Annotated in this window: 22 protein-coding genes; 1 reads left to right on the forward strand and 21 read right to left on the reverse strand. The window is 59.1% G+C overall.

Features of this window, described 5'->3' with window-relative positions; genetic code table 11:
• Positions 1-60: 60 nt before the first annotated feature.
• The 21 genes from PanJK_RS03045 to PanJK_RS03145 all read right to left on the reverse strand — a co-directional run bounded on the left by PanJK_RS03045 (position 61) and on the right by PanJK_RS03145 (position 18,841).
• Positions 61-1,296, reverse strand: a complete 1,236-nt coding sequence (locus PanJK_RS03045; RefSeq protein WP_265297101.1) for a beta-ketoacyl-ACP synthase — start codon at positions 1,294-1,296, stop codon at positions 61-63.
• Entirely contained in the window at positions 1,293-2,024 is a 732-nt protein-coding gene (locus tag PanJK_RS03050) for a 3-ketoacyl-ACP reductase FabG2 (protein WP_265297102.1), read from the reverse strand. Before PanJK_RS03050 ends, PanJK_RS03045 begins: the two co-directional genes overlap by 4 nt.
• The gene (locus PanJK_RS03055; RefSeq protein ID WP_265297103.1) at positions 2,021-2,494 is read right to left on the reverse strand and encodes a hotdog family protein; all 474 of its coding nucleotides are present in this window, start codon (positions 2,492-2,494) and stop codon (positions 2,021-2,023) included. The genes PanJK_RS03050 and PanJK_RS03055 overlap by 4 nt, the downstream gene beginning before the upstream one ends.
• Positions 2,487-3,644, reverse strand: coding sequence for a beta-ketoacyl-[acyl-carrier-protein] synthase family protein (locus tag PanJK_RS03060; protein ID WP_265297104.1), 1,158 nt, complete (start codon positions 3,642-3,644; stop codon positions 2,487-2,489). Before PanJK_RS03060 ends, PanJK_RS03055 begins: the two co-directional genes overlap by 8 nt.
• Entirely contained in the window at positions 3,641-4,213 is a 573-nt protein-coding gene (locus tag PanJK_RS03065; RefSeq protein ID WP_008102277.1) for a DUF3261 domain-containing protein, read from the reverse strand. Before PanJK_RS03065 ends, PanJK_RS03060 begins: the two co-directional genes overlap by 4 nt.
• Positions 4,210-6,531: an MMPL family transporter gene (locus PanJK_RS03070; RefSeq protein ID WP_265297105.1), complete on the reverse strand. Its 2,322-nt coding sequence runs from the start codon at positions 6,529-6,531 to the stop codon at positions 4,210-4,212. The genes PanJK_RS03065 and PanJK_RS03070 overlap by 4 nt, the downstream gene beginning before the upstream one ends.
• The gene (locus PanJK_RS03075) at positions 6,497-7,078 is read right to left on the reverse strand and encodes an outer membrane lipoprotein carrier protein LolA (protein ID WP_265297430.1); all 582 of its coding nucleotides are present in this window, start codon (positions 7,076-7,078) and stop codon (positions 6,497-6,499) included. Before PanJK_RS03075 ends, PanJK_RS03070 begins: the two co-directional genes overlap by 35 nt.
• 26 nt (positions 7,079-7,104) lie before the next feature.
• Positions 7,105-7,521, reverse strand: a complete 417-nt coding sequence (locus tag PanJK_RS03080) for an acyl-CoA thioesterase (protein WP_265297106.1) — start codon at positions 7,519-7,521, stop codon at positions 7,105-7,107.
• Positions 7,514-9,208, reverse strand: a complete 1,695-nt coding sequence (locus PanJK_RS03085) for a glycosyltransferase family 2 protein (RefSeq protein ID WP_265297107.1) — start codon at positions 9,206-9,208, stop codon at positions 7,514-7,516. Before PanJK_RS03085 ends, PanJK_RS03080 begins: the two co-directional genes overlap by 8 nt.
• Entirely contained in the window at positions 9,202-9,549 is a 348-nt protein-coding gene (locus tag PanJK_RS03090) for a beta-hydroxyacyl-ACP dehydratase (protein ID WP_154152790.1), read from the reverse strand. Before PanJK_RS03090 ends, PanJK_RS03085 begins: the two co-directional genes overlap by 7 nt.
• Positions 9,536-10,864: an AMP-binding protein gene (locus PanJK_RS03095; RefSeq protein ID WP_265297108.1), complete on the reverse strand. Its 1,329-nt coding sequence runs from the start codon at positions 10,862-10,864 to the stop codon at positions 9,536-9,538. Before PanJK_RS03095 ends, PanJK_RS03090 begins: the two co-directional genes overlap by 14 nt.
• Positions 10,861-11,415: a hypothetical protein gene (locus PanJK_RS03100; protein WP_265297109.1), complete on the reverse strand. Its 555-nt coding sequence runs from the start codon at positions 11,413-11,415 to the stop codon at positions 10,861-10,863. The genes PanJK_RS03095 and PanJK_RS03100 overlap by 4 nt, the downstream gene beginning before the upstream one ends.
• A gap of 4 nt (positions 11,416-11,419) precedes the next feature.
• Complete coding sequence (locus tag PanJK_RS03105; protein ID WP_256696156.1) at positions 11,420-11,674, reverse strand: acyl carrier protein; 255 nt, start codon at positions 11,672-11,674, stop codon at positions 11,420-11,422.
• A gap of 11 nt (positions 11,675-11,685) precedes the next feature.
• Positions 11,686-11,943 carry a phosphopantetheine-binding protein gene (locus PanJK_RS03110; protein WP_007887282.1) on the reverse strand — a complete coding sequence of 86 codons (258 nt, stop codon included), beginning with the start codon at positions 11,941-11,943 and terminating at the stop codon, positions 11,686-11,688.
• Positions 11,944-11,946: 3 nt separating this feature from the next.
• Positions 11,947-12,744, reverse strand: a complete 798-nt coding sequence (locus PanJK_RS03115) for a lysophospholipid acyltransferase family protein (protein WP_008102296.1) — start codon at positions 12,742-12,744, stop codon at positions 11,947-11,949.
• Entirely contained in the window at positions 12,734-13,471 is a 738-nt protein-coding gene (locus PanJK_RS03120; RefSeq protein WP_265297111.1) for a beta-ketoacyl synthase chain length factor, read from the reverse strand. The genes PanJK_RS03115 and PanJK_RS03120 overlap by 11 nt, the downstream gene beginning before the upstream one ends.
• Positions 13,472-13,660: 189 nt before the next feature.
• Positions 13,661-14,050 (reverse strand): hypothetical protein, encoded by a 390-nt coding sequence (locus PanJK_RS03125; protein ID WP_061717031.1) that lies wholly within the window; start codon positions 14,048-14,050, stop codon positions 13,661-13,663.
• A gap of 234 nt (positions 14,051-14,284) precedes the next feature.
• Positions 14,285-15,655, reverse strand: coding sequence for an efflux transporter outer membrane subunit (locus PanJK_RS03130; RefSeq protein ID WP_265297112.1), 1,371 nt, complete (start codon positions 15,653-15,655; stop codon positions 14,285-14,287).
• On the reverse strand, positions 15,652-16,743 hold the full coding sequence (locus tag PanJK_RS03135) for an HlyD family secretion protein (protein ID WP_265297113.1): 1,092 nt from the start codon (positions 16,741-16,743) through the stop codon (positions 15,652-15,654). Before PanJK_RS03135 ends, PanJK_RS03130 begins: the two co-directional genes overlap by 4 nt.
• Positions 16,740-18,407 carry an MFS transporter gene (locus tag PanJK_RS03140; protein ID WP_256696151.1) on the reverse strand — a complete coding sequence of 556 codons (1,668 nt, stop codon included), beginning with the start codon at positions 18,405-18,407 and terminating at the stop codon, positions 16,740-16,742. The genes PanJK_RS03135 and PanJK_RS03140 overlap by 4 nt, the downstream gene beginning before the upstream one ends.
• Positions 18,408-18,409: 2 nt before the next feature.
• A complete protein-coding gene (locus PanJK_RS03145) occupies positions 18,410-18,841 on the reverse strand; it encodes a MarR family winged helix-turn-helix transcriptional regulator (RefSeq protein ID WP_265297114.1) in 432 nt (143 codons plus the stop codon).
• 484 nt (positions 18,842-19,325) lie between these two features.
• Between PanJK_RS03145 and PanJK_RS03150 the strand changes: the two genes are divergently transcribed.
• The gene (locus tag PanJK_RS03150) at positions 19,326-19,583 is read left to right on the forward strand and encodes a biofilm/acid-resistance regulator YmgB/AriR (protein ID WP_008102310.1); all 258 of its coding nucleotides are present in this window, start codon (positions 19,326-19,328) and stop codon (positions 19,581-19,583) included.
• The last annotated feature ends 3 nt before the right edge of the window (positions 19,584-19,586 follow it).

Genomic DNA, 19,586 nt, shown 5'->3' on the forward strand with positions numbered 1-19,586 from the left:
GCATCTGGCATGCGATCGTCGCGGACTTACCTAACAAGCGCCATTTATGGCGACCTACTATCAGCCATCGCGCCAGCGTTTAAACACCAGCGAAGTATTAATACCGCCAAACGCGAAATTATTGGATTGGATATAATCCGTCTCAATCTGGCGCGCTTCGCCGATGATGTAATCAAGTTCACCGCATTCCGCTGCCGGTTGCGACAGATTCAGCGTCGGCGCAAACCAGCCTTCACGCATCATCTCAATGCTCATCCAGGCTTCCAGCGCCCCGCACGCGCCCAGCGTATGACCAAAGTAGCTTTTTAGCGAAGAGATTGGCGTGCGGTTGCCATAGATCGCCGCGGTGGCTTGGCTTTCGGCGATATCGCCGCGATCGGTGGCGGTGCCGTGGGCGTTGATGTAGCCGATCTGTTCCGCCGTGACACCGGCGGTTCTCAGCGCACGCTCGATACAAATCTGCATGGTTTCACGCTGCGGCTGGGTGATATGCGCGGCGTCGCAGTTGGTGTGAAAACCTACCAGCTCCGCATAAATGGTGGCACCGCGCGCCTGCGCATGTTCCAGCGATTCGAGAATCAAAGTGCCCGCGCCTTCGCCAATCACTAAACCGTCGCGCTGCTGGTCGAACGGTGCGGGCGAGGTGTGTGGCGCGTCGTTGCGCTGGCTGGTGGCGAACAGCGTATCGAACACCGCTGCTTCGGATGGACACAACTCTTCCGCGCCCCCCGCCACCATCACGCTTTGATAACCGTGGCGAATCGCTTCCCACGCATAACCGATCGCCTGGCTACCCGAGGTACAGGCGCTGGACGTCGGGATCACGCGGCCGCGCAGGCCGAAGAACAGACCCGCATTCACGGCGGTGGTGTGCGGCATCATCTGCACATAAGTGGTGCCGGTGATGTTGTTGGTGTGCTTTTCCGTCAGCATGGTAGCGAACTCACTCACCGGTCCGGTGCTGCCGGTTGAGGAACCATAAGCAATGCCGGTTTCACCATTGGTCAGCACCGGATGGTCGATCAAACCGGCCTGCTCCAGCGCGAGTTCCGTGGCGCGCGTCGCCATCAGTGAAACGCGCCCCATCGAGCGAATGCGTTTGCGCGTGTAATGCGCGGGCGGCGTGAAGTCGTCCACCGGCGCGCCGAGCAGCGTGTGCAAGCCGTCGTAAACCTGCCATTCCGGCATATGACGCACCGCATTTTTGCCCTGTTTGATCCGCTCAGCCACCGCGCTCCAGCTCTCACCAAAAGCGGTCACGCCGCCCATGCCGGTTACCACTACACGCTGAATCACAGCATACCTCCATTGATTGAAATCACCTGACGTGTGACGTAGCCCGCGATGTCCGACATTAAGTAGCTGGCCAGTCCGGCGACTTCATCTGCCGCGCCCATGCGCTTCATCGGAATCAGCTTCATTGCTTCATCAATCACCAGCGGCTCAAGATCGGTCATGCCGGTATCAATTAAGCCAGGGGCGATGCAGTTCACGGTAATTTTGCGTTTCGCCAGCTCAATCGCCAGCGCTTTGGTGGCACCGATAATACCGGCTTTGGCCGCACTGTAGTTGACCTGGCCGCGATTGCCCATGATCCCCGATACCGAAGAGAGCGTAATAATGCGTCCGCCCTTGCGCAGGCCAATCATCGGCATCACGCACGGATGAATCACGTTGTAGAAGCTGTCGAGATTGGTGTGGATCACGCTGTCCCACTCATCATCGGTGAGCGCCGGAAACGCCGCATCGCGCGTGATGCCCGCATTGCTCACTACGCCGTAATAGGCGCCGTGCGCGGCAATGTCCTGTTCGAGTGCGTTGCGTGTGGCATCGCGCTGCGCCACGTCAAACTGCAAGGTGCGCCCACATCCGCCCGCCGCCACCATCTCTGCCAGCGTGTGCGCTGCACCGGCGCTGTCGCGGTGATAATGCACCACAATCTCAAAGCCATCCTGCGCCAGACGCTGTGCAATGGCGCGGCCAATTCCTTTACTTGCGCCGGTCACTAAAACGCTGCGTGTCATGGCTGAATTCCTTGTTGCAATTGAATTAACTCGTGTTCATTGGGCTGATAGGTATTCAGCCGCCCGCTGGCGATGATCGCCTCACCGCAGCGGATTTCCCCTTCAAAGCTGCCCAAGCGGTCGTCACGCATCAGCAGGCGCATTTCAACGCGTAGCGTGCTGTTGGCGACGAAAGCGGCGCTGCTGGCACGATAGCCGCGTCCGCCAAGCAGCATGCCGGGACGAATCTCACTGTCGCCGCGCTGACGCGCATGAAATCCCGACCAGACACCAACGGTCTGCGCCATGATCTCCACGCCGTACCACGCTGGCAAATCGCCCTGCGGCGTGAGAAACGGCGCCAGCACGCCCGTCGCGTTGATGCTGACTTCGCAGATCACGCTGTCGTCCGTCACCTGGATGACGCGATCCAGCAGCAGCATCGGCGCGCGATGCGGCAGATAGGCATCAACCGGCAGAAAATCACTCATGAGGCTTTCCTACAATCAAGCAGGTATTGTTCCCGCCAAAAGCAAACGAATTTGAAGCAATCACCGGACGCGCCAATGGCTGCGGCGCGGTGATCAAACCGCATTCCGGCAGCGAGGTATCACGTGCCAACTGCGAGAAATCCTGCGGCGGCAGCGGCAGATGCTGCTGCAGAATCAGTGCAGCCAAAGCCGCTTCGGTCGCGCCCGCCGCGCCCAGCGTGTGGCCGGTAAGGTGTTTGGTTGAGCTGCACGGCACGCGGTCGCCAAACAGGCGATGAATCACCGCCGATTCCACCTGATCGTTCAGCGGCGTAGCGGTGCCGTGCAGGTTGATGTAGCCGACATCCTGCGGCTGTAAACCCGCCTGTTGCAGCGCCATCAGCATAGCGCGCTCGGCACCGATGCCTTTCGGATGCGGCGCCGACATGTGCCACGCGTCCGAGGATTCACCACAACCGAGCAGCGCCAGCGGCTGCTGCTCGCGCGTCAACAGTAGCAGCGCGGCGGCCTCACCAATCGAAATGCCGTCGCGATCGGCACTAAAGGGCGCACAGTGACGCTCAGATAGCGAATCCAGGCTGGCGAAACCGTTAATCGGCATGCGGCTCAGCGAATCCGCGCCGCCCACCAGCGCCACGTCCGCTAATCCGGCATCGATCAAACGTTGGCCGCTGATGATCGCGCGCGCGCTGGAGGAACAGGCAGTCGAAATGGTGTAAGCCGGACCATCCAGTTCTAAATAGTGCGCCAGGAAACGCGACGGATCGCCAAGCTCCTGCATGCGGTAATCGTAGTCCGGCAATGCGTCATCTACCTGACGATCGCCTTCATCGACGCCGGAGGTGCTGGTGCCGAGCACCATCGCCACGCGCTCGCGGCCATATTGCGCGATGGCCGCATCCACTGCCGGACGCATCTGCGCCAGCGCGGCCAGCAGCAACTGATTGTTGCGGGTGTTATGCGCCGCCAGCGCGGCAGGAATCAGCGGCAACGCGCCCTGCACTTCGCCCAGCCAGCAGCGTTTGCCGTATTGCAGCCAGCCGTCGCGCGGCTGCATGCCCGGCGCTTCACCGGCTTGCAGCTGCGCGGCAATCTGCGCCAGGTTATTGCCCAGCGCATTCACCATGCCAAAGGCGGAGATGTAGATCATGATGAGGCATCCAGATGTTGGATTTGAATCTGATAGCCAAAGGCGCGTTGGTCGATGCTGATCGGCTCACGCAACTCGCCGCGCTGCAGATAGCGAATCAGCGTCACCACTTTGCCAGAAGGATCGCGCAGCTCGCGGCGATCGTCGATGTCGGTCAACGTCCAGCCACGCGGCAACTGCGGCTGCCATGCGCTGATCGGCCAGTGGCTGAGCATCACATCCGCCAGCACCTGACTGGCGGGCGGCATTTCCGGCAGCGCCATCATCTGCTGCGTGTGAATGCCGTTTTTATCATAGGTGACGCGGAACAGGCGAATGCCAAGCGATGACAAACCGGCGAGACTCAGCTGTTGCGAATCGGCGCTCAGCAGCACCAGCAGCGACTGGGTTTTGCCTTTGGCGTGGCCGGTCAGCAACTGCTGCTGCTGAAACGCCGGCGAAATGCCCGGCGCTGGCAGCGTGACGCGCACGCCCGGTTTCAGCCACGCGCTTGGTCGATTGAGGTCGTTCTGATGCTGCGCGCAGCCGCTGACCAGCAGGCTCAACAGCAGCAAAATGCCCATTTTCATCGTTGCTTCCTTTTCCCCGGAGCCAGCGCCAGCGGCGCCAGCAAGAATGCACAAAAAATCCCGCTGCATAGCACGGTACCAAAACCGCTAATAGCCGCAGTGCTGCTGAACACCAGCATGCCGAGCGTTAACAGCGTGGTCATCATTGCCAGCGTCACCGCCAGCATTGAGGTTAACGGCGTACCGCGCGGATTGCTGAAGAACAGCGTGTAGTTGATGCCGATGCCCAGCACCAGAATCAGCGCCAGCAAGGCAAACAGATTGAGGCTCGCGCCGATCCAGCCCAAGGTCGCCAGCGCCGCCGCCAGCGACAGCCACGACGGCAGCGCGCTGCGCAGGCCGGCTTTCACGCCCAGTCGCAGCATGTAGCTGGCGGTAATCAGCAATAACGCCAGCGCCAGCAATCCGCTCAGCAGCGTGCGCCAGAAGCGGAACAGTTCATCATAGCTGGCCTTGCGATCAACCCAGCTGACGCCCGCTTGCTGGGATGCCAGCTGCTGCAGCGCAGCACTGTTTTTAACGCCGCCGATCGGCACCAGCACGCTGCTGCGTCCGCCCGGCAGCGACAGCCACAGCAGCCGCCAACCTTCACTCAGCGGGCTCGCCAGCCAGTCGGCGGCGGTCACCGGCATGGCGTTGAGATTGGCATTCGCCACCGTGATGCCCGCCTGCTTCAGTCGGTCCAGAATGGTGGGTGCGGCCTGCTGTAGCAGCGCTACATCCTGCTGCTGCTGCGCCAGCGAACTGAGCGGCAGCACGCGATAACTCGCAAGCCAACCTTGCTGCTGCGCCTGCTGTAGCTGCGGCGCCAGCGCGCTCAGCCGCTGCAGCGCTTGCTGTTCATCATCGCCCCACACCACAAACCAGGTTTGATCGGCCTGCTGACCGGTCAGCTGCGCCAGCTGACGATCCTGCGCTAACAGTTGCGCCGGTGCGCTTTGCAGATGGGCAATATCATCATCGACTTTGAGTTGTAGCATGCCGCTCAGCGCATAGATCGCCACCAGCGCCGGTAAGCCGCGCTTCAGCCCGTTATTGCGCCGCCACGCGGCCAGCCAGCGCGCCAGCCACACCATCGCCGGAATCGGTCGCACCGGTAAACCGCGCACCAGCCACGGATAAAAACAGATCACCGTCAGGCAGGACGCGCTCAATCCGCTGGCAGCAAACACCGCCAGCTGACGCAAGCCGGGGAACGGTGCCAGCAGCATCAGTAGCCAGGCAATCGCCGTGGTACCCAGCGCCAGCAGCAGCGTGCCGCGCACCTTATGCAAGCTTTGCCATGGCGTGGCTTGCTCGCCGTGCACCATGCGTTCCGTCAGGTAGTAAAGCGTATAATCGGCGGAGATACCGACAATGCTGAGGCTCATCACTAACGTGGTGAGATGCAGCTCACCAAAACAGAGCAGCGTTAGCACCGTGCCCGCCATCGCGCCAATCGCTACCGACAATGCGCACAGCGCCAACGGCCGTAATGAGCGAAAGACCAGCCACACCAGCAGCAGCAATCCCGCTAACGTCGCACTGCCGAGGGTTTCGACATCATGCTGCGCGCGCTGGCTGGCATCGTCACTGAACAGCACCGTGCCGCGCGTCAGCAGCTGCGCATCCGGCCAGCGGGTTTTCAGCTGTTGCTCCAGCTGATTGAGTGCGGTCACCAGCTGATGGCTCTCTTTGATACTGAAAGCATTGCTCGCCAGTTCACCGTGCAGGAAATACCAGCGGCGCTGCTGCGCATCGTTGACCGTCAGCCAACCGTTATGCAGCAGCATTTTGTTGGCACTCTGCTGCAACGCTAATTGCGCGCCGCGCACCAGCAGCAACGGATCGTTGCCGATCTCTTTGCTGCCGACGCCCGCGAAGGCCGAGAACAGCTGCGCCAGTATCCAGTCAGCCTGCGCGCCGCCGCCGTTCTGCAAGCGCGCGCGCGTGGCCGGATCGATCAAACCGTTGCGATGCTGAAACGCATAGGCGCCCCAACGCTGCATTTGGTCGTCATCCAGCGCGCCGCTGACCTGTTTCAGCATCGGCAAAGCTTGCAGCTGCGCTTGCCACCAGGCCGCGACCGCATCGCCGTCTTGATGGTTGGCGCTCACCAGCCACACCAGTTGACGATCGAGGCGCTGCATAAAGCCGTGCTGGATCTCAGCCGGTGCCTGGCCGAGGTTCTGCTGCGGCAATAACGCCAGCACGCTGCTGTTCAGCTGGCTGCGCGGCAGCAACACCGCCAGCGCCAGCGCTAACGTCAGGCACACCGCCAGCCACAGCAGCGCAACGGTTTTCTCACTGCGCTGGGGCAAAACGGGCTCGCTCTTCATTGGTTAACTGTTTTGGTTCGGTGCGGGTAGCGCTGAGGGTGATCTCGGTTTTATCGCCCTGCTTGTCATCCAGCGTGATGCGGTTGAGGAACGCTTCGCCCTGCAGATCGATACGGTTAAAGATCTTATTCAACGGCGCGGCTTTCGGCTTCAGGCCAAGCTGCCAGCGGTTGTTGCCCTGATCGTGGAAATCGAGTTCAAAGTTCTCACGCAGTACCTTTTCATCCGCCTGGAACAACGCGCGCAACAGATGGTTGAACTGGAACATCTGCGGATTGCTGTCGGCGGTGATCACCTGCGGTGGCTGGCCGCTCATGCTCTGCACCATGCGCTTGTCATCGAGGATCAGCATCAGCGGGAACGGCGTGGCTTGCTGCCACCACAAACCCTGCTGCTGGGCGATCAATAGCTGACCGCGTGACACTAGCGGCTGCGCCATGCCAGCAATGGTGCGCACCTGAACAAAATTGGCGCGGATCACCGGTTGACTGGCGAAGCGCTGTTGCAGCTGCTCGAGCGTGACCGCGCTGGCGTTGGTAAAGACCATCAACAACAGCAAACAAAGGGTTCTGATCACGGTTTCACTCCCAGGCGTTCAAACAGAATATCGGGCGAGACAAAACACATCTCCTGCGTGGCCGCATTTACCGCCACCTGCAGCGTGTGTGCTTTGGTGGTCACCTGCCCCGCCGCGTTGCGGATCACGTAATCGATGCGCAAACGGTTTTCGTATTCGCTGATACTGGCGGCGACGCGCACCACCTCTTCGCAGCGCAGCGGCTGGCGGTATTTTACGTGGGTATCCACCACCGGCCAGACGTAGCCGCTGGCGGCCATTTCGCTGTAGCTGTAATTGACGCTGCGCAGCAAGGCTTCGCGCGCCACTTCAAAAAAGCGGAAATAGTTGCCGTGCCACACCACGCCCATCGGATCGCAGTCGTGAAACGACACGGTAATGTCCACCTCAGCGCGGTAGATGCGTTCACTCATCGCGGCTTTTCTCCTCGGGCAACGTCCAGAAATCGTAAAAGTTAAACCAGTCCAGCGGCGCCATCAGCGCGTGCTGTTGTAGCCGTTCCGCATAGCGATCAACGGTGGCTTGTAACGCCTGCTGGCGCTGCGCGCGCGGCAGCGAGAGCGGATCGGCAAAGGCTTCGCAATGCACCCGCAAACGGCCCTGTTCACGCAGGGCAAACATCAGCAGCACCGGACAGCGTAACGCCGCCGCCAGCACAAACGGTCCCTGCGGAAACGGCGCGCGCTGGCCCATAAACTCGCTCCACACCACGCGACGTTCGCCGCCACGCTGGCGATGCACGGCGGTGCGATCGCCAACAATCGCCACCCATTCACCGGCATCCAGTTTTTGCTGCAGCAAAATGGCGGTATCCGGGCCGATATCGGTGACCGGCATCAGATTCACGCCCGCCTGTGGCGCAATGCTCTCCAGCACCTCGCGGAAGCGCTGCGCATTATCGGTAAACACCAGCGCGTTAATCACCAATCCGCTGACCTGTTTGGCCATCGCGCGACAGGCTTCGATATCACCGAGATGTGAAGCGAGAATCAAATGGCCTTTGCCTTCGGCGGCGCGAATGGTGACTTCGGCACCGGGCGCGAAATCGATGTCGCGTCCCCATTGCAGATCGCCGCGCCAACTGGCGACTTTATCCAGCATGCTGTAACCGAAACGCAGGAAGTGACGATAGCTGTTGAGCGGCGCAGGCAGCGCGATATTCTGCTGTTGCGCCACCGCCTGCACGCGCGTCAGCCACTGCTGCGAAGCGGCGCGCGCAGTGCGTCCAGTTAGCCAGTAAACCGCCACCACCGGCCACAGCAGTAAGATAAAGGGTAAGCGCCCAGCACGACGATAGAGCCACAGCATAAAGCGCAAACCGCTCTGCCCGCGCCTTTCCGGCGTCGCCGACCAGTGCTGCGCATCGCCACGCTGGCGCAGCAACAGCGGGATGCGCGGCAACATGCCGAAGAACAGCCGCGTGTGCATCCATGAGATGCGCAGGTTGTCACGCAGCGCGTCAAAGTGCGACACGCCGCTGGCCGGATAGGTCACGCGCGTGGTGATAAAACGGCTTGGCGTGCCCTGCCAATAGAGACGCACCATGATTTCAGTGTCGAAATCCATGCGCTGCCCAATCGGACGCCGATCGCACAACGCCAGCGACGGTGCGAGCGGATAGACGCGGAAGCCGCACATGCTGTCTTTCAGCGAAAACGACAGCGTTTCCACCCACACCCAGAAATGGGTGATGTAGCGGCCATACAGGCGCGATTTGGGAATCGAGGCGTCATAAAGTGGCTGACCGGAGATCAGGCAGTGCGGATAACGCTGCGCTTCGGCTAGCATACGCGGCGTATCTTCCACCTGATGTTGACCATCGGCATCGAGCTGCAGCGCGTGGCTATAACCCGCCGCCGCCGCCGCGCGCAAACCGGCAATCACCGCCGCGCCTTTGCCCTGATTATGCGGCAGCGTCAGCACCTGCAACTGTGGCGCATCCAGCGCTGCAATCTGCTGTTTGGTGATGGTATCGCTGCCGTCATCCACCAGAATCACCGGCAAGTTAAATGGTGCCAGCCGCGCCAGCACCGACGCCAGCATTGCGCCGTGGTTATAGCAGGGAATCAGTACGCAGGGCGTGAAGTCAGGGCTCAACACAGGCGGATCTTCCCGCTGCTGGCGATCGTCGCTACGTCGCCGTTGATCAGGCTGTAGCTGAAACTGAGTAGCGATTTTTCTGCCTGCCACTGCAGCTGTAATTGCAGTTCGGCATCCGGCGGCACCGGCTGCTGGAACTTAATATTGTCGATGGCTGCAAAGGATTTCCCGACAGCTAACCGCGTCAGGCCATAATGCAGCGCCCAGTCAAGTTGCGCCACACCGGGCAGAATCGGCAGCGTTGGGAAATGGCCGCGAAACCAAAACAGATCGGCGGCAACGTGCAGGCGCAATGTCAGTGCATCGCCCTGCTGTTCGGCATGCAGTTCAACCGGCAACATCAAACAACTCCTCAATTTGTGGCCAGGCGCGTTTACTCTGTGCGGTGACAGGAATGGTTGTCACCACGCGCCAGTAGCGCGGCATCGCCACCGGCTCCAGCCAGGGTTGCAGCGCGCGTTTCCACTCCATTTTTAGCTGATGCAGCGCCGCCGCATCCAGCATCTCAGGCAGCGCCAGCACCACGCCAATCGCGTGACGACCGTGACGCTGAATCGCCAGCGCGGCGGCATCGTCCACACCGGGCAGCGCCAGCAGGCGGCGTTCAATCTCACTTAGCGAGACGCGCTTATCCTCAATCTTCACCACGCGATCCTGCCTCCCCGCCAGCTGAAACTGCCCGGACGGCTGCTGCACGATACGATCGTCGAGCGCGCAACCGGCATCGGTTTCCAGCAAAGCGGAAAACACCCGCCAGCGTCCAGCTTCCTGCTCACGCAACGTAATCTGCGGGAAACAGTGCCACAGCGCGTTCTCCTCGCGGGCGCAGCGCCAGCCAATCACGCCGGTTTCGGTACTGCCATAAATTTCATCAACCGTGCAGCTTAGCGCCTGTTGCGCATGCTGCGCCGCCGTCCACGGCAATGTGCCACCGGCGGAGACGATCAGCTCACAGCGCGGCCCGGCTAACGCAGGATCGAGACGACGCAAAAACGCCGGGCTGCTAATAAACGCGTAACGAAGATCGCTTGATTGATCGGCCAGCTGTTCGCTGTAGAAAATTTGCTGCGCGGCGAAGGGTAAACCCAGCGCCATCGGCAACACGATGCGAAAACTCAGGCCATACAGATGCTGATGGCTGACGGAGGCAATCACATGGCAATCACGTAAGCGTGCGCCCCACAAGGTGTTGAGCCAGCAAGCTTCAAGATCCAGCGCGCGCAGCGATTTCACCACGCGACGCGGCGTGCCAGTTGAACCGGACGTGAACAGCACCAGCGAAGCATCGGCGGCGATCGGCGGTAATGCGTCGCTCACCAGCGCGTCGTCCCAGCGCAACTGCGGCAGCGAGACCGCCAGCGGCATATCGCTGATCACGCCATCGAGGCTGTCGGCCATCTCTTCCAACTGCGCCGCGCGACTGTGTCCGGGGATCACCGGCGTTTTACCGGCATGCCACAGCGCCAGCAGCGCGGCGGTGAAGGCATAGCTGTTATCAAAGCACAGCGCCCAATATTGGCCGGGTTGGTTTTGCAGCCGATCAACCAGCGCCTGCACCTGTTGACGCAAAGTGTGCAGCGTATATTGCTGTTGGCCGTGCCAGGCCACCATGCGATCCGGCGCGCTGAGCCAGTCGCGAAGGCTATGTAGGTTCATGCCTGTTTCCTTATGCGCTGACGCAGCAGCCATTCGCCGCCCATCAGCGTGCCCATCAGCAAATAGCTGATGCACCCGTTCCAGAGTGTCCAAAGCGTGACATCATTGAGCAGGCAGGTGAGCAACGCCACGCTGCCGTTGAAGATGAAAAAGCCGCACCACACTTGCGTCACGCGGCGGGTATAACGCACCGCGCGCGGTGGCAGATCCGGTTCGCGCAGCCGCGCCAGCCGCTCTACCAGCGGCATGGGGCTCCACAATGACGCGCCAAACAGCAGCAGCATCAGCGCATTGACCACCAGCGGATACCACAACAGCAGATGTTGCGATCGCAGCAGCAGGCTGGCGAGACATAACGCGCTGCCGACCAGTGCCAGCAGCAGCATCACGCGCGCCATCGGCCCGGCGGCACGGCGCAGCGTCCAGACACGCAGCACAAACAGCAGCGTCAGCAGAGCAGTCACACCGCGCCACTGTGGCTGGGTGATGGTCAACCACACCAGAAACGGCCACGCCATTAGCGCCACGCCGTTTAGCAGCCGCAGCAGCATACGATCAGGCTTCGTCGCGCATCAGTTGGTCGACGGCATCCACCACGTCCTGCACGGTACGCACCGCGCGGAAGGTTTCCGGTTTGATTTTGCGGCCGGTACGCTTTTGCAGGTGCACCACCATATCCACCGCATCGATGCTATCCAGCTCGAGGTCTTCATACAGGCGGGCGTCCGGACGAATATCGTCTGGCTCAATTTCAAACAGCGAGGTGAGCAGCGAAGCCACTTCCTGGTAAATTTCGTCTTTGTTCATCATGTTGGCTGTTCTCAGGCTTGCTGTTGTTCAACAAACGCGGCCAGGGTAGCCACGGAAAAAAAGTGCGCGCGCAGCGTTTCACTCTCGGCTGAGAGCTGTACGCCGAAGCGATTTTTCACCGCCAGTCCCAGCTCCAGCGCATCGATTGAATCGAGGCCCAGCCCCTCGCCAAACAGCGGCGCGTCGGTTTCGATGTCGTCAGGGCTGATATCTTCCAGATTCAGCGTGTCGATAATCATCTGTTTGATGTCGTTAATCAGTACTTGCATAACTTAGTTAGTCTCGTCAGGCACCAGCGCCTGTTGCAGATGACGCGTCAGACGACGTGCGGCCAGCGGCTGCGCATCCTCTTCGGCTTCACTAAAGGCGTGGCTGGCAATACGCGATTGTACGCGTACAGTAAAAATCGGTTTAACCAGCGGAATCTGATACCAGCGGCTTTGCTTATCGAGCATACGCTCGGTGCAGCTGATGTGTACCACGCGCAGATCGCAGCCAGCGCGCACCGCAATGTTGGCGGCACCGCGTTGTAATTTCAGCGGCTCGCCATAACGCGTGCGCGTACCTTCAGGGAAAATCAGGATGGTATCGCCGCGCGCCAGCCGCTGTTGGCTATCCGGCAGCAGCGTATCGGCTTCGCTGTTAATCAGGTAATCGGCGGCGCGAATCACGCCACGGAAGAAAATGTTGTGCTGCAGCTCGGCTTTTACCAGGCAATCCATCTCTGGCAGCACCGAGGCGATCATCACGTAATCGATCAATGACGGATGGTTGGCGACGATCAGGCAGCCGCGATCCTGTCGCAGCTGTTCTGCGCCAATAATCTGGTAATCGTAAACGCCGACAAAACGGCAGAAACGCAGGAAGCAGCGGAAGCTCCACGCAATGCTGCTGCGGGCGATGTGGCGACGACGCAGCCCATCGCGCTGCACCAGCAGCAGAAGATTGAACCAGATCAGCGACAGCAGCAGGCCGCCGACGCTGAACAGCGTGAAGCTGACGGCGGTCATCACCAGCCGCCAGTAATAGTTGAAACCTGGACGCGCCTGCGCCAGCGAATTATCCACCATGCTGACGCTCCCAGTGCCACTGATGGCGCTCGCCAGCCACGTTAAAAGCTGGCGTGTTGTGCAGCATCGCCGCCAGGAATTGCAGACTTTGCGGCAGATCGTTATGCGGCTCAGCGGGTTTGCACGCTTGCGCTTCGCAGCGCCACGCCTCGCCCGCGCGCAGCAGCAGCGCCACCGCGTAGGGCGCATTAAAGCGATCGATTTCCGGCAGCCATGGACGATAGTAATCCGGCACCACGCCGTCAAAATCCACCAGCAGCACCTGCGCGTAACCCGCCTGATGCAGCGCCGCCACTTCAATCAAACCTTGCTGGAAGCTATCGATACCGGCCGAAATCGAGGATGAAACCAGCGGCTGACGCGCAGCGATAGTCAAACTGCCCACCGCAGAGTTGTGGACCGACATGGCAAAATCGGTCGGCGATAGCGCTTGCTGTTCCGCCAGCGCGGTGAGAATGCGCAGGTTGCGTTCCAGTTCGCCGTGGCGACTGGTGAAGACGATGGCGTCCACGCTTTGCCGCGCCAATAACGCCAGCCCGCACTCAACCGCCGCACGGCTGCCGGCGCTGAGACGACGCGCGGTCATCATCGGCAAAAATTGAGGTTTCGCGATAGGTTGCGTGGCATCTAACGCCGGTGCCTGTTGCGCCCAACGTTGCCACTCTTCTGCGGTGCTGTTGCCCGGCGCAATGGCATGCCAGTCAACAAGGGAGTAAGCGAGTTTCATACCTGTATTCTTTCTTCAGCCTCAGGGATGGTCAGATTTACGCTGCGTGGCATCCCTTCCTTGCTCTCAATACCCGTCATCCCATGCGGATGTCGCCGATTAACAAGGCGGGCACATGGCCCGCCTGTTTCTATTTCGGCAGCGTGTCGGCTAACTTTACAACATTATGTCAGCAATCACGCTTCGCGCTTATTTAGCGGCTTCGACCGCCAGACGCGTTTGAATGCCCTGGCTCAGGTTCTGAATCCAGCGGTTGTAATTACGGTGAATCTGACCGCTACCGGCTTTCAGATTCTGGCTGCTGACATACTGGATTTGATAGCTATTCGCGGTGTAATTCACGCGAATATCTGCGGTATGTCCGCGCTCAGCCAGGTGACCATTCATCGCGCCTGGACCGGCTGGCGTCATCACCCAATGGTTAGCGGCACCTGACTGGACGATCGCCTGCTTCATTTGGTCATCCGAGTAGCTCTGCCCCACGGTCTGGCTAACATTCTGGATCGGCGCGGTACGTGGCGCGCAGCCGGTTAACAGGACCGCAGATACTAACAAAGCAAAACCGATTTTCTTATTCATCATTTCCTTTTCTTCCCCTGTCTTTGTAAGCCGCCTCAGTGAGCGACTGCGCTGGTAAACTTACCAACACTGTTCCGTTCAGACTGTGTAAAGCGGGCGGATAATAACATTATTTGTAAAGACAAGTAAAAAGAAGCATGAATCACTTAAGAATCGTTTATCGCCGATTTAAAACCAGACGCAGGCCATTTTACGGCTGAATTTCTACCGAAAAATGGCCTTGTCGCATGATGTTTAATCCTGCCAGCCGCCACCGAGCGAACGATAAAGATCGATTTGTGCCAGCAGCAGCGTATTTTTCACTGACACGATATTGAGCTGCGTGCTGAACAGCGTGCGCTGGGCGTCGAGCTCATCGAGATAGGAGGCGTAACCGTTTTGATAGCGGTTATGCGCAATGCGATACGCTTCCGCCACATAACCTTCCTGCTTCTGCAACTCTTCAAGCTGCTCCTGACTGCGGCGAATGGCATCCAGCGCGTTATCAACATCGGAGAACGCATTGCGCACCACTTTCTCATAGCCATAAAGCGCCTGATTGCGCGTTGCCATCGCCACATCAACCTGAGCAGTCAGCGCTTCGCGATTCAGCAGCGGTGCCAGAATGCTGCCGCCGATGCTCCACAAACGGAACGGATTATCCAACAGCTGATGCAGTTCACCGCTTTGCAGGGTGCCGCTGGCGGTGAGATTAAGCGACGGCAACAGTTTGGCCTGGGATGACGCCAGTGACGCGTCGGCGGCCAGCAGCTGGCGCTGCGCCTGCACGATATCCGGCCGGCGATTCAGCAACTGCGACGGCAGCAGCGATGGCAAGGTTTGCGGTTTGATATGGTCGAACTGGCTACTGCGCGCAATTTCACGCGGGTTCATGCCCACCAGCACACTGAGCGCATTCTCCTGCTGCTCGATCTGATGCTGCAACTGCGGGATCTGCGCTTTAGCGGTTTGATATTCTGAGGCGGCCTGCATCCATTCGAGACGCGAGGTGTAGCCAGTTTCAAACTGGCGCTGCGCCAGGTTGAGCGAGTTTTCGCGCGTGGCTAACGTGGCTTCTGTGACGCGTAGCTGCTCATCGAGTGCGCACAAGCTAAGATAGCCCGATGCCACCGAACTGGCGACGGTGAGCTCAGCGGCAGACGCGGCGGCACGCTGCGCATCCAGCGAAGCTTGCGCGGCGCGAATGCTGTTGCTGCGGCTGCCCCATAAATCCACTTCATAGTTGGCCTGCAGCAACCCCTGAAACACCGCGTTTTCATAGGGCTGACCGGTCGCCGCCGACAGCGCACGTTGATGCGTAGCCGCAACGCCCGCCGACAGCGTCGGGAAATTATCGCCCTGCGCGGCACGTAATTCGGCACGGTATTGATCCACGCGTGAACGCGCCGTGAGAATATCGCTGTTGTGCTGCAACGCCAGCGTGACAAGACGATTGAGATCGGCATCGCCAAAGTTCTGCCACCACTGCGCTTCCAGCAGCGCATGCGGGCCAACCTGCTGACGCCAGCTATCGGGAATCGGCAACGATGACGGCGCTTTATCCACTTCCGTCGCACAGCCGCCCACCATTAATGCCACGCACGTGGCTAACAGTAAGCGCTTCATGGCGCATCCTTGTGCGGTTCAGCGGCGGTATCAATGCTCACTTCCACCGACATGCCAGGACGCAGCGCGTGCAGATCGTCGTCAAGAATTTTGATGCGCACCGGAATACGCTGGGCAATTTTCACAAAGTTGCCGGTGGCGTTATCCGGCGAGATAGCGCTGAATTCGGAACCGGCGGCAGGCGAGATAAACTCGACGCGGCCATCGTAATGCCTTCCGTCTAACGCATCGACGCGGATGTTCACCGGTAAGCCGGGACGCACGCGTGCCAGCTGGGTTTCTTTGAAATTGGCGATGATCCATTTATTTTCCGGCACCACCGAAGTCAAACGCGTGCCAGCGGTAACATAAGTGCCTTTACGCACCGACAGCTGGCCAAGCTGGCCGCTGTCCGGCGCGATGATGCGTGTATTCGTCAGGTCGATGTTTGCCAGCTCTAACGCCGCCTGCGCACTGGCGACATCGCCTTGCAGTGAAGCCTTATTTACCACCACGGTTTGCAGATTCTGTTGTGAAACGGCGACCTGCGCATCCGCCTGACGCAATTGCGCCTGTGCCTGGGCATTCGCCGCGCGCGCAGCGTCACGTTCACGTACCGACAGCGAGCCGTCAGCCGCCAGATTTTCTACACGCTTGAGATCGAGGCTGCTTTTCAGCGCCTGCGCTTTGGCATTTTCCAGTGCGGCTTTGTTGCTGAGAATGTTGGCTTCGGCACTTTTACGCTGCTGCTGGTTATTATTCTGCGCAGCGATTTTCATATCCAACTGCGCCTGCGCCTGATGCACGCGCTGACGGTAGATGCGATCGTCAATGGTCATCAGCAGCTGGCCTTTGGTCACCGGCTGCAAATCCACCACGTTAACCTCCGTCAGATAGCCATTCACCTGCGGGCTAATAAAGGTCACCTGGCCGCGCACGTAGGCGTTTTCTGTCGACTGAACGGTGCTGGTGAACGGCCACAGCTGCCAGGCATACAGAATCACCAGTACGCCGACGATAACAATGCCGCTGCCGGCGGCGATGGAAAGAATGCGTCGGCGGTTGGTGCGCTCGCGCTCTGCCGCCTGAATGTCGTCCTGTTGGCTCATGAATTCTCCGTCGGGGTTACTGGTTGTGCCGCATTCATTTTGGTCTGACGCCAGTTGATATAGCGTAAACGCGTCAGGCGATACAACACCCAGATTAAGGTGATGAAGGCCAGCGCGGCGGTAAGAAGATAGGTGTCGTTATAGGCCAGCACGTTAGCTTGCAGTGTTGCCACCGTTTGCAGCTGGCTGCTGCTTTGCGCGCTGAGTAGCACGCTATCCGGCAACTGGCTGCTAAACAGCGAGCTGTACTGGCTGAGGCGTTCGGTGACGTTGGGATCGAGCTGCGACAGCTGATCGCCCAACAAGCTGGAGTGATACTTTTCGCGCCACGTCTGGAACGTGCCGAGAATGGCCGCGCCGATCAAACCGCCTAAGTTCTGGCTCATGCCAAACAGCACCGAGAAACTCACCAGGTTTTTCGGCTGCGTCACCACGCCGCCAATCCCCAGCAGCATGGCGGGCCCGAGGAAGAAGGCGCTGCCAAAGCCGAGTAAAAACTGGCTAAAGTAAAGATTGTTGGCACGCGTCAACGGGCTGGATTGCGCATCCATGAGTGAGGCGACGATCATCACCACCAGCGACGCGACAATCGGCCAGCTCAGATGCGTAGGCTTGATGGTTAACGCGCTGGCGATCATGCCGCAAATTACCCCGGCGATGATCGCTAACGCCAGACCGCGCATCTGATCGTTGAGTAAACCGAGTTGCTGCAGGAAGCCGACCGCACCGGTGTTTTGTTCAGCCAGCAGAATACGCATCATGATCATCACAATGCCGAGCCGCACAATCATGCCGTTGCTTAGCCAACGCGTGTTGATCAACGGATTCTTGCGATTGTGCTCGACGACGATCGCCGCCACGATCAATACCAGCGCCAGCGCCAATGCCACACCGAGCCACGGCGTGCTAAACCACCATTCGATGCGTCCCAGCGACAGCACCGCACACAACAGCGCCATGCCCGGCGCCATCAGCATGAAGGTGAGGAAATCCATTTTTTCAAACGCTTTGATGCGGTCGCCGGGCGGCAGTTTCACCACCAGCACGCAGCCCAGCGAGATCAGCGCCAGACCGAGTTCAAACAGGTACAAACCGCGCCACTCTTGCAGCTGCAGCAGTTCGGTGGAAAACAATCGTGCCAGCGGAATCGCCAGCTGCGACGCGGTGATACCGATCACCAACGCTTTAAGCCGATGCTTCGCGGGCCACGCCTGAATCTGGTAATAAATGCCGAGCGAACTCAGCGCCGCGCCGACCATGCCGTGCGCGGTGCGCACAATGATGGCTGAGCTGAGATCGTTGGCCAGCAGGTGGAAAAACGCCACGATCACATACAGCACCAGAAACGCTTCGGTGAACAGCCGCAGACCAAACTGCTGGCGGAACTTCACCAACAACAGGTTGATGGAGATGTTGCCCATCACATACACCGCAGGCAGCCAGGCGATTTCATTGCTATAGGCGCCAAAAGTGCCTTGCAGATTGGTGAGGTTGGCAGATACCAACGCGTTACTCAGCGCACCGGTAAGGGAGATCAGTAAGCCGATGATGCCAAACGCGATGCGCTTCGAGGGCGAATGCAGCGGCGTTGAGGGCGAGCCCGGCAGCATCGGCTTTTCATGTGGCAGCCATTCGCGTGGGGCATAAGGATTACGTTTCGCCACGGTTAAACACTTCCCAGACGCGCCAGCAGTTGTTTCAGCACCTGTTCCGTTATCGCCAGCGATTCGGGATCGATATCCGCCAGCAACTGCGCACGTAGCGCATCGGCCTGGGTTTTCACTTCGGCAAAGGCCACGCTGCCTTGTTCTGTCAGAATCAGCAGGCGCTTACGGCGATCTTCCAGCGGCTGCACGCGCGCCAACAGCTGTTGCTTCACCAGGCGATCGACCAAGGGCACGACGCTGGCCTCTTCAAGACCGAGCAATTGCGCCAGGGCTTTTTGCGTTGGCGGCTCGGCGGCGGTAGCCACGCTGGCAATCGCCATCCAGCTGCTCATACTTAATCCGCTCTCTTTGAGGCGACGATCAACGGCCAAACGCCACGCGTGCGCGGTGAGATGCAGCAAACGAGAAAAGGGTTGCGGATAGTCGCTCAAAACGTAGTGGCCTAATGGTTAGGTATCTAACTAAACGGGAGCGTTATTATAGGCGAAGCCGCTCACCAATGAAAACCTCGCTTACATCAGCAAACGTAGTGGGCACGGCAAAAAATCTCCAGCTTTCTGTATCAGTTGTACAACTCGCGGAAATTTCTGCTGTTCCTGCATAGGTTTGTATAGATTTCAGAAAACATTACAAATTATAAGTCATTGTTAAATATGAATTAGCACAAATTGCTTAAGTTACTAGTTGTACAAGTTGCTTCAGATTGTATAAGTTTACATACCGCGAGCCAGCTGATGGCTCCGTAACGAATGATGCACTTTGCGTCGCCTCTGAAGGTGTTGTGGATTTCCACCTTCAGAGGTGTCTTTTTGCGTTGGTTGATGAGTTGGGTGGTGCGCGCCTGTCCGCGTGCACGTTTTTTCATCATGGAGCTGAAGGCACATTGCCATCAGGCCGATCTTAAGGGCTTCACATATGCAAAACGCCGCAAACAGTAGCGCTGCCATCGCTGACTACTTCAAACTGGCCGGAAACAGCGACAGCAGTGAGATGGAAGTTTTCGGGCAGATCATCGCCGAAATCCTGCAAGCCGGTATGCCGGTTTCCAATAAAGCGATTATTGCATCGCTGATTAACCGTCTTGAGATGGAAAGCGATGTGATTCAGCTGGATATTTATCGCCACCTGCTAGAATTGGTTGTGAATAAAACACCTGACGATCTCGCGGTCTAAAGC

The organism is Pantoea sp. JK, from assembly GCF_026130245.1.
Lineage (GTDB): Bacteria > Pseudomonadota > Gammaproteobacteria > Enterobacterales > Enterobacteriaceae > Pantoea > Pantoea trifolii.

Excerpts from the sequence above, each read along its gene's own strand:
- PanJK_RS03065 (WP_008102277.1), bottom strand. The coding sequence starts at position 4,213 with ATGAAAATGGGCATTTTGCTGCTGTTGAGCCTGCTGGTCAGCGGCTGC.
- PanJK_RS03150 (WP_008102310.1), top strand. The coding sequence starts at position 19,326 with ATGCAAAACGCCGCAAACAGTAGCGCTGCCATCGCTGACTACTTCAAA.
- PanJK_RS03130 (WP_265297112.1), bottom strand. The coding sequence starts at position 15,655 with ATGAAGCGCTTACTGTTAGCCACGTGCGTGGCATTAATGGTGGGCGGC.
- PanJK_RS03095 (WP_265297108.1), bottom strand. The coding sequence starts at position 10,864 with ATGAACCTACATAGCCTTCGCGACTGGCTCAGCGCGCCGGATCGCATG.
- PanJK_RS03135 (WP_265297113.1), bottom strand. The coding sequence starts at position 16,743 with ATGAGCCAACAGGACGACATTCAGGCGGCAGAGCGCGAGCGCACCAAC.
- PanJK_RS03100 (WP_265297109.1), bottom strand. The coding sequence starts at position 11,415 with ATGCTGCTGCGGCTGCTAAACGGCGTGGCGCTAATGGCGTGGCCGTTT.
- PanJK_RS03120 (WP_265297111.1), bottom strand. The coding sequence starts at position 13,471 with ATGAAACTCGCTTACTCCCTTGTTGACTGGCATGCCATTGCGCCGGGC.
- PanJK_RS03080 (WP_265297106.1), bottom strand. The coding sequence starts at position 7,521 with ATGAGTGAACGCATCTACCGCGCTGAGGTGGACATTACCGTGTCGTTT.
- PanJK_RS03050 (WP_265297102.1), bottom strand. The coding sequence starts at position 2,024 with ATGACACGCAGCGTTTTAGTGACCGGCGCAAGTAAAGGAATTGGCCGC.
- PanJK_RS03115 (WP_008102296.1), bottom strand. The coding sequence starts at position 12,744 with ATGGTGGATAATTCGCTGGCGCAGGCGCGTCCAGGTTTCAACTATTAC.
- PanJK_RS03055 (WP_265297103.1), bottom strand. The coding sequence starts at position 2,494 with ATGAGTGATTTTCTGCCGGTTGATGCCTATCTGCCGCATCGCGCGCCG.
- PanJK_RS03060 (WP_265297104.1), bottom strand. The coding sequence starts at position 3,644 with ATGATCTACATCTCCGCCTTTGGCATGGTGAATGCGCTGGGCAATAAC.
- PanJK_RS03090 (WP_154152790.1), bottom strand. The coding sequence starts at position 9,549 with ATGTTGCCGGTTGAACTGCATGCCGAACAGCAGGGCGATGCACTGACA.
- PanJK_RS03110 (WP_007887282.1), bottom strand. The coding sequence starts at position 11,943 with ATGCAAGTACTGATTAACGACATCAAACAGATGATTATCGACACGCTG.
- PanJK_RS03075 (WP_265297430.1), bottom strand. The coding sequence starts at position 7,078 with ATGGTCTTTACCAACGCCAGCGCGGTCACGCTCGAGCAGCTGCAACAG.
- PanJK_RS03125 (WP_061717031.1), bottom strand. The coding sequence starts at position 14,050 with ATGAATAAGAAAATCGGTTTTGCTTTGTTAGTATCTGCGGTCCTGTTA.
- PanJK_RS03070 (WP_265297105.1), bottom strand. The coding sequence starts at position 6,531 with ATGAAGAGCGAGCCCGTTTTGCCCCAGCGCAGTGAGAAAACCGTTGCG.
- PanJK_RS03105 (WP_256696156.1), bottom strand. The coding sequence starts at position 11,674 with ATGATGAACAAAGACGAAATTTACCAGGAAGTGGCTTCGCTGCTCACC.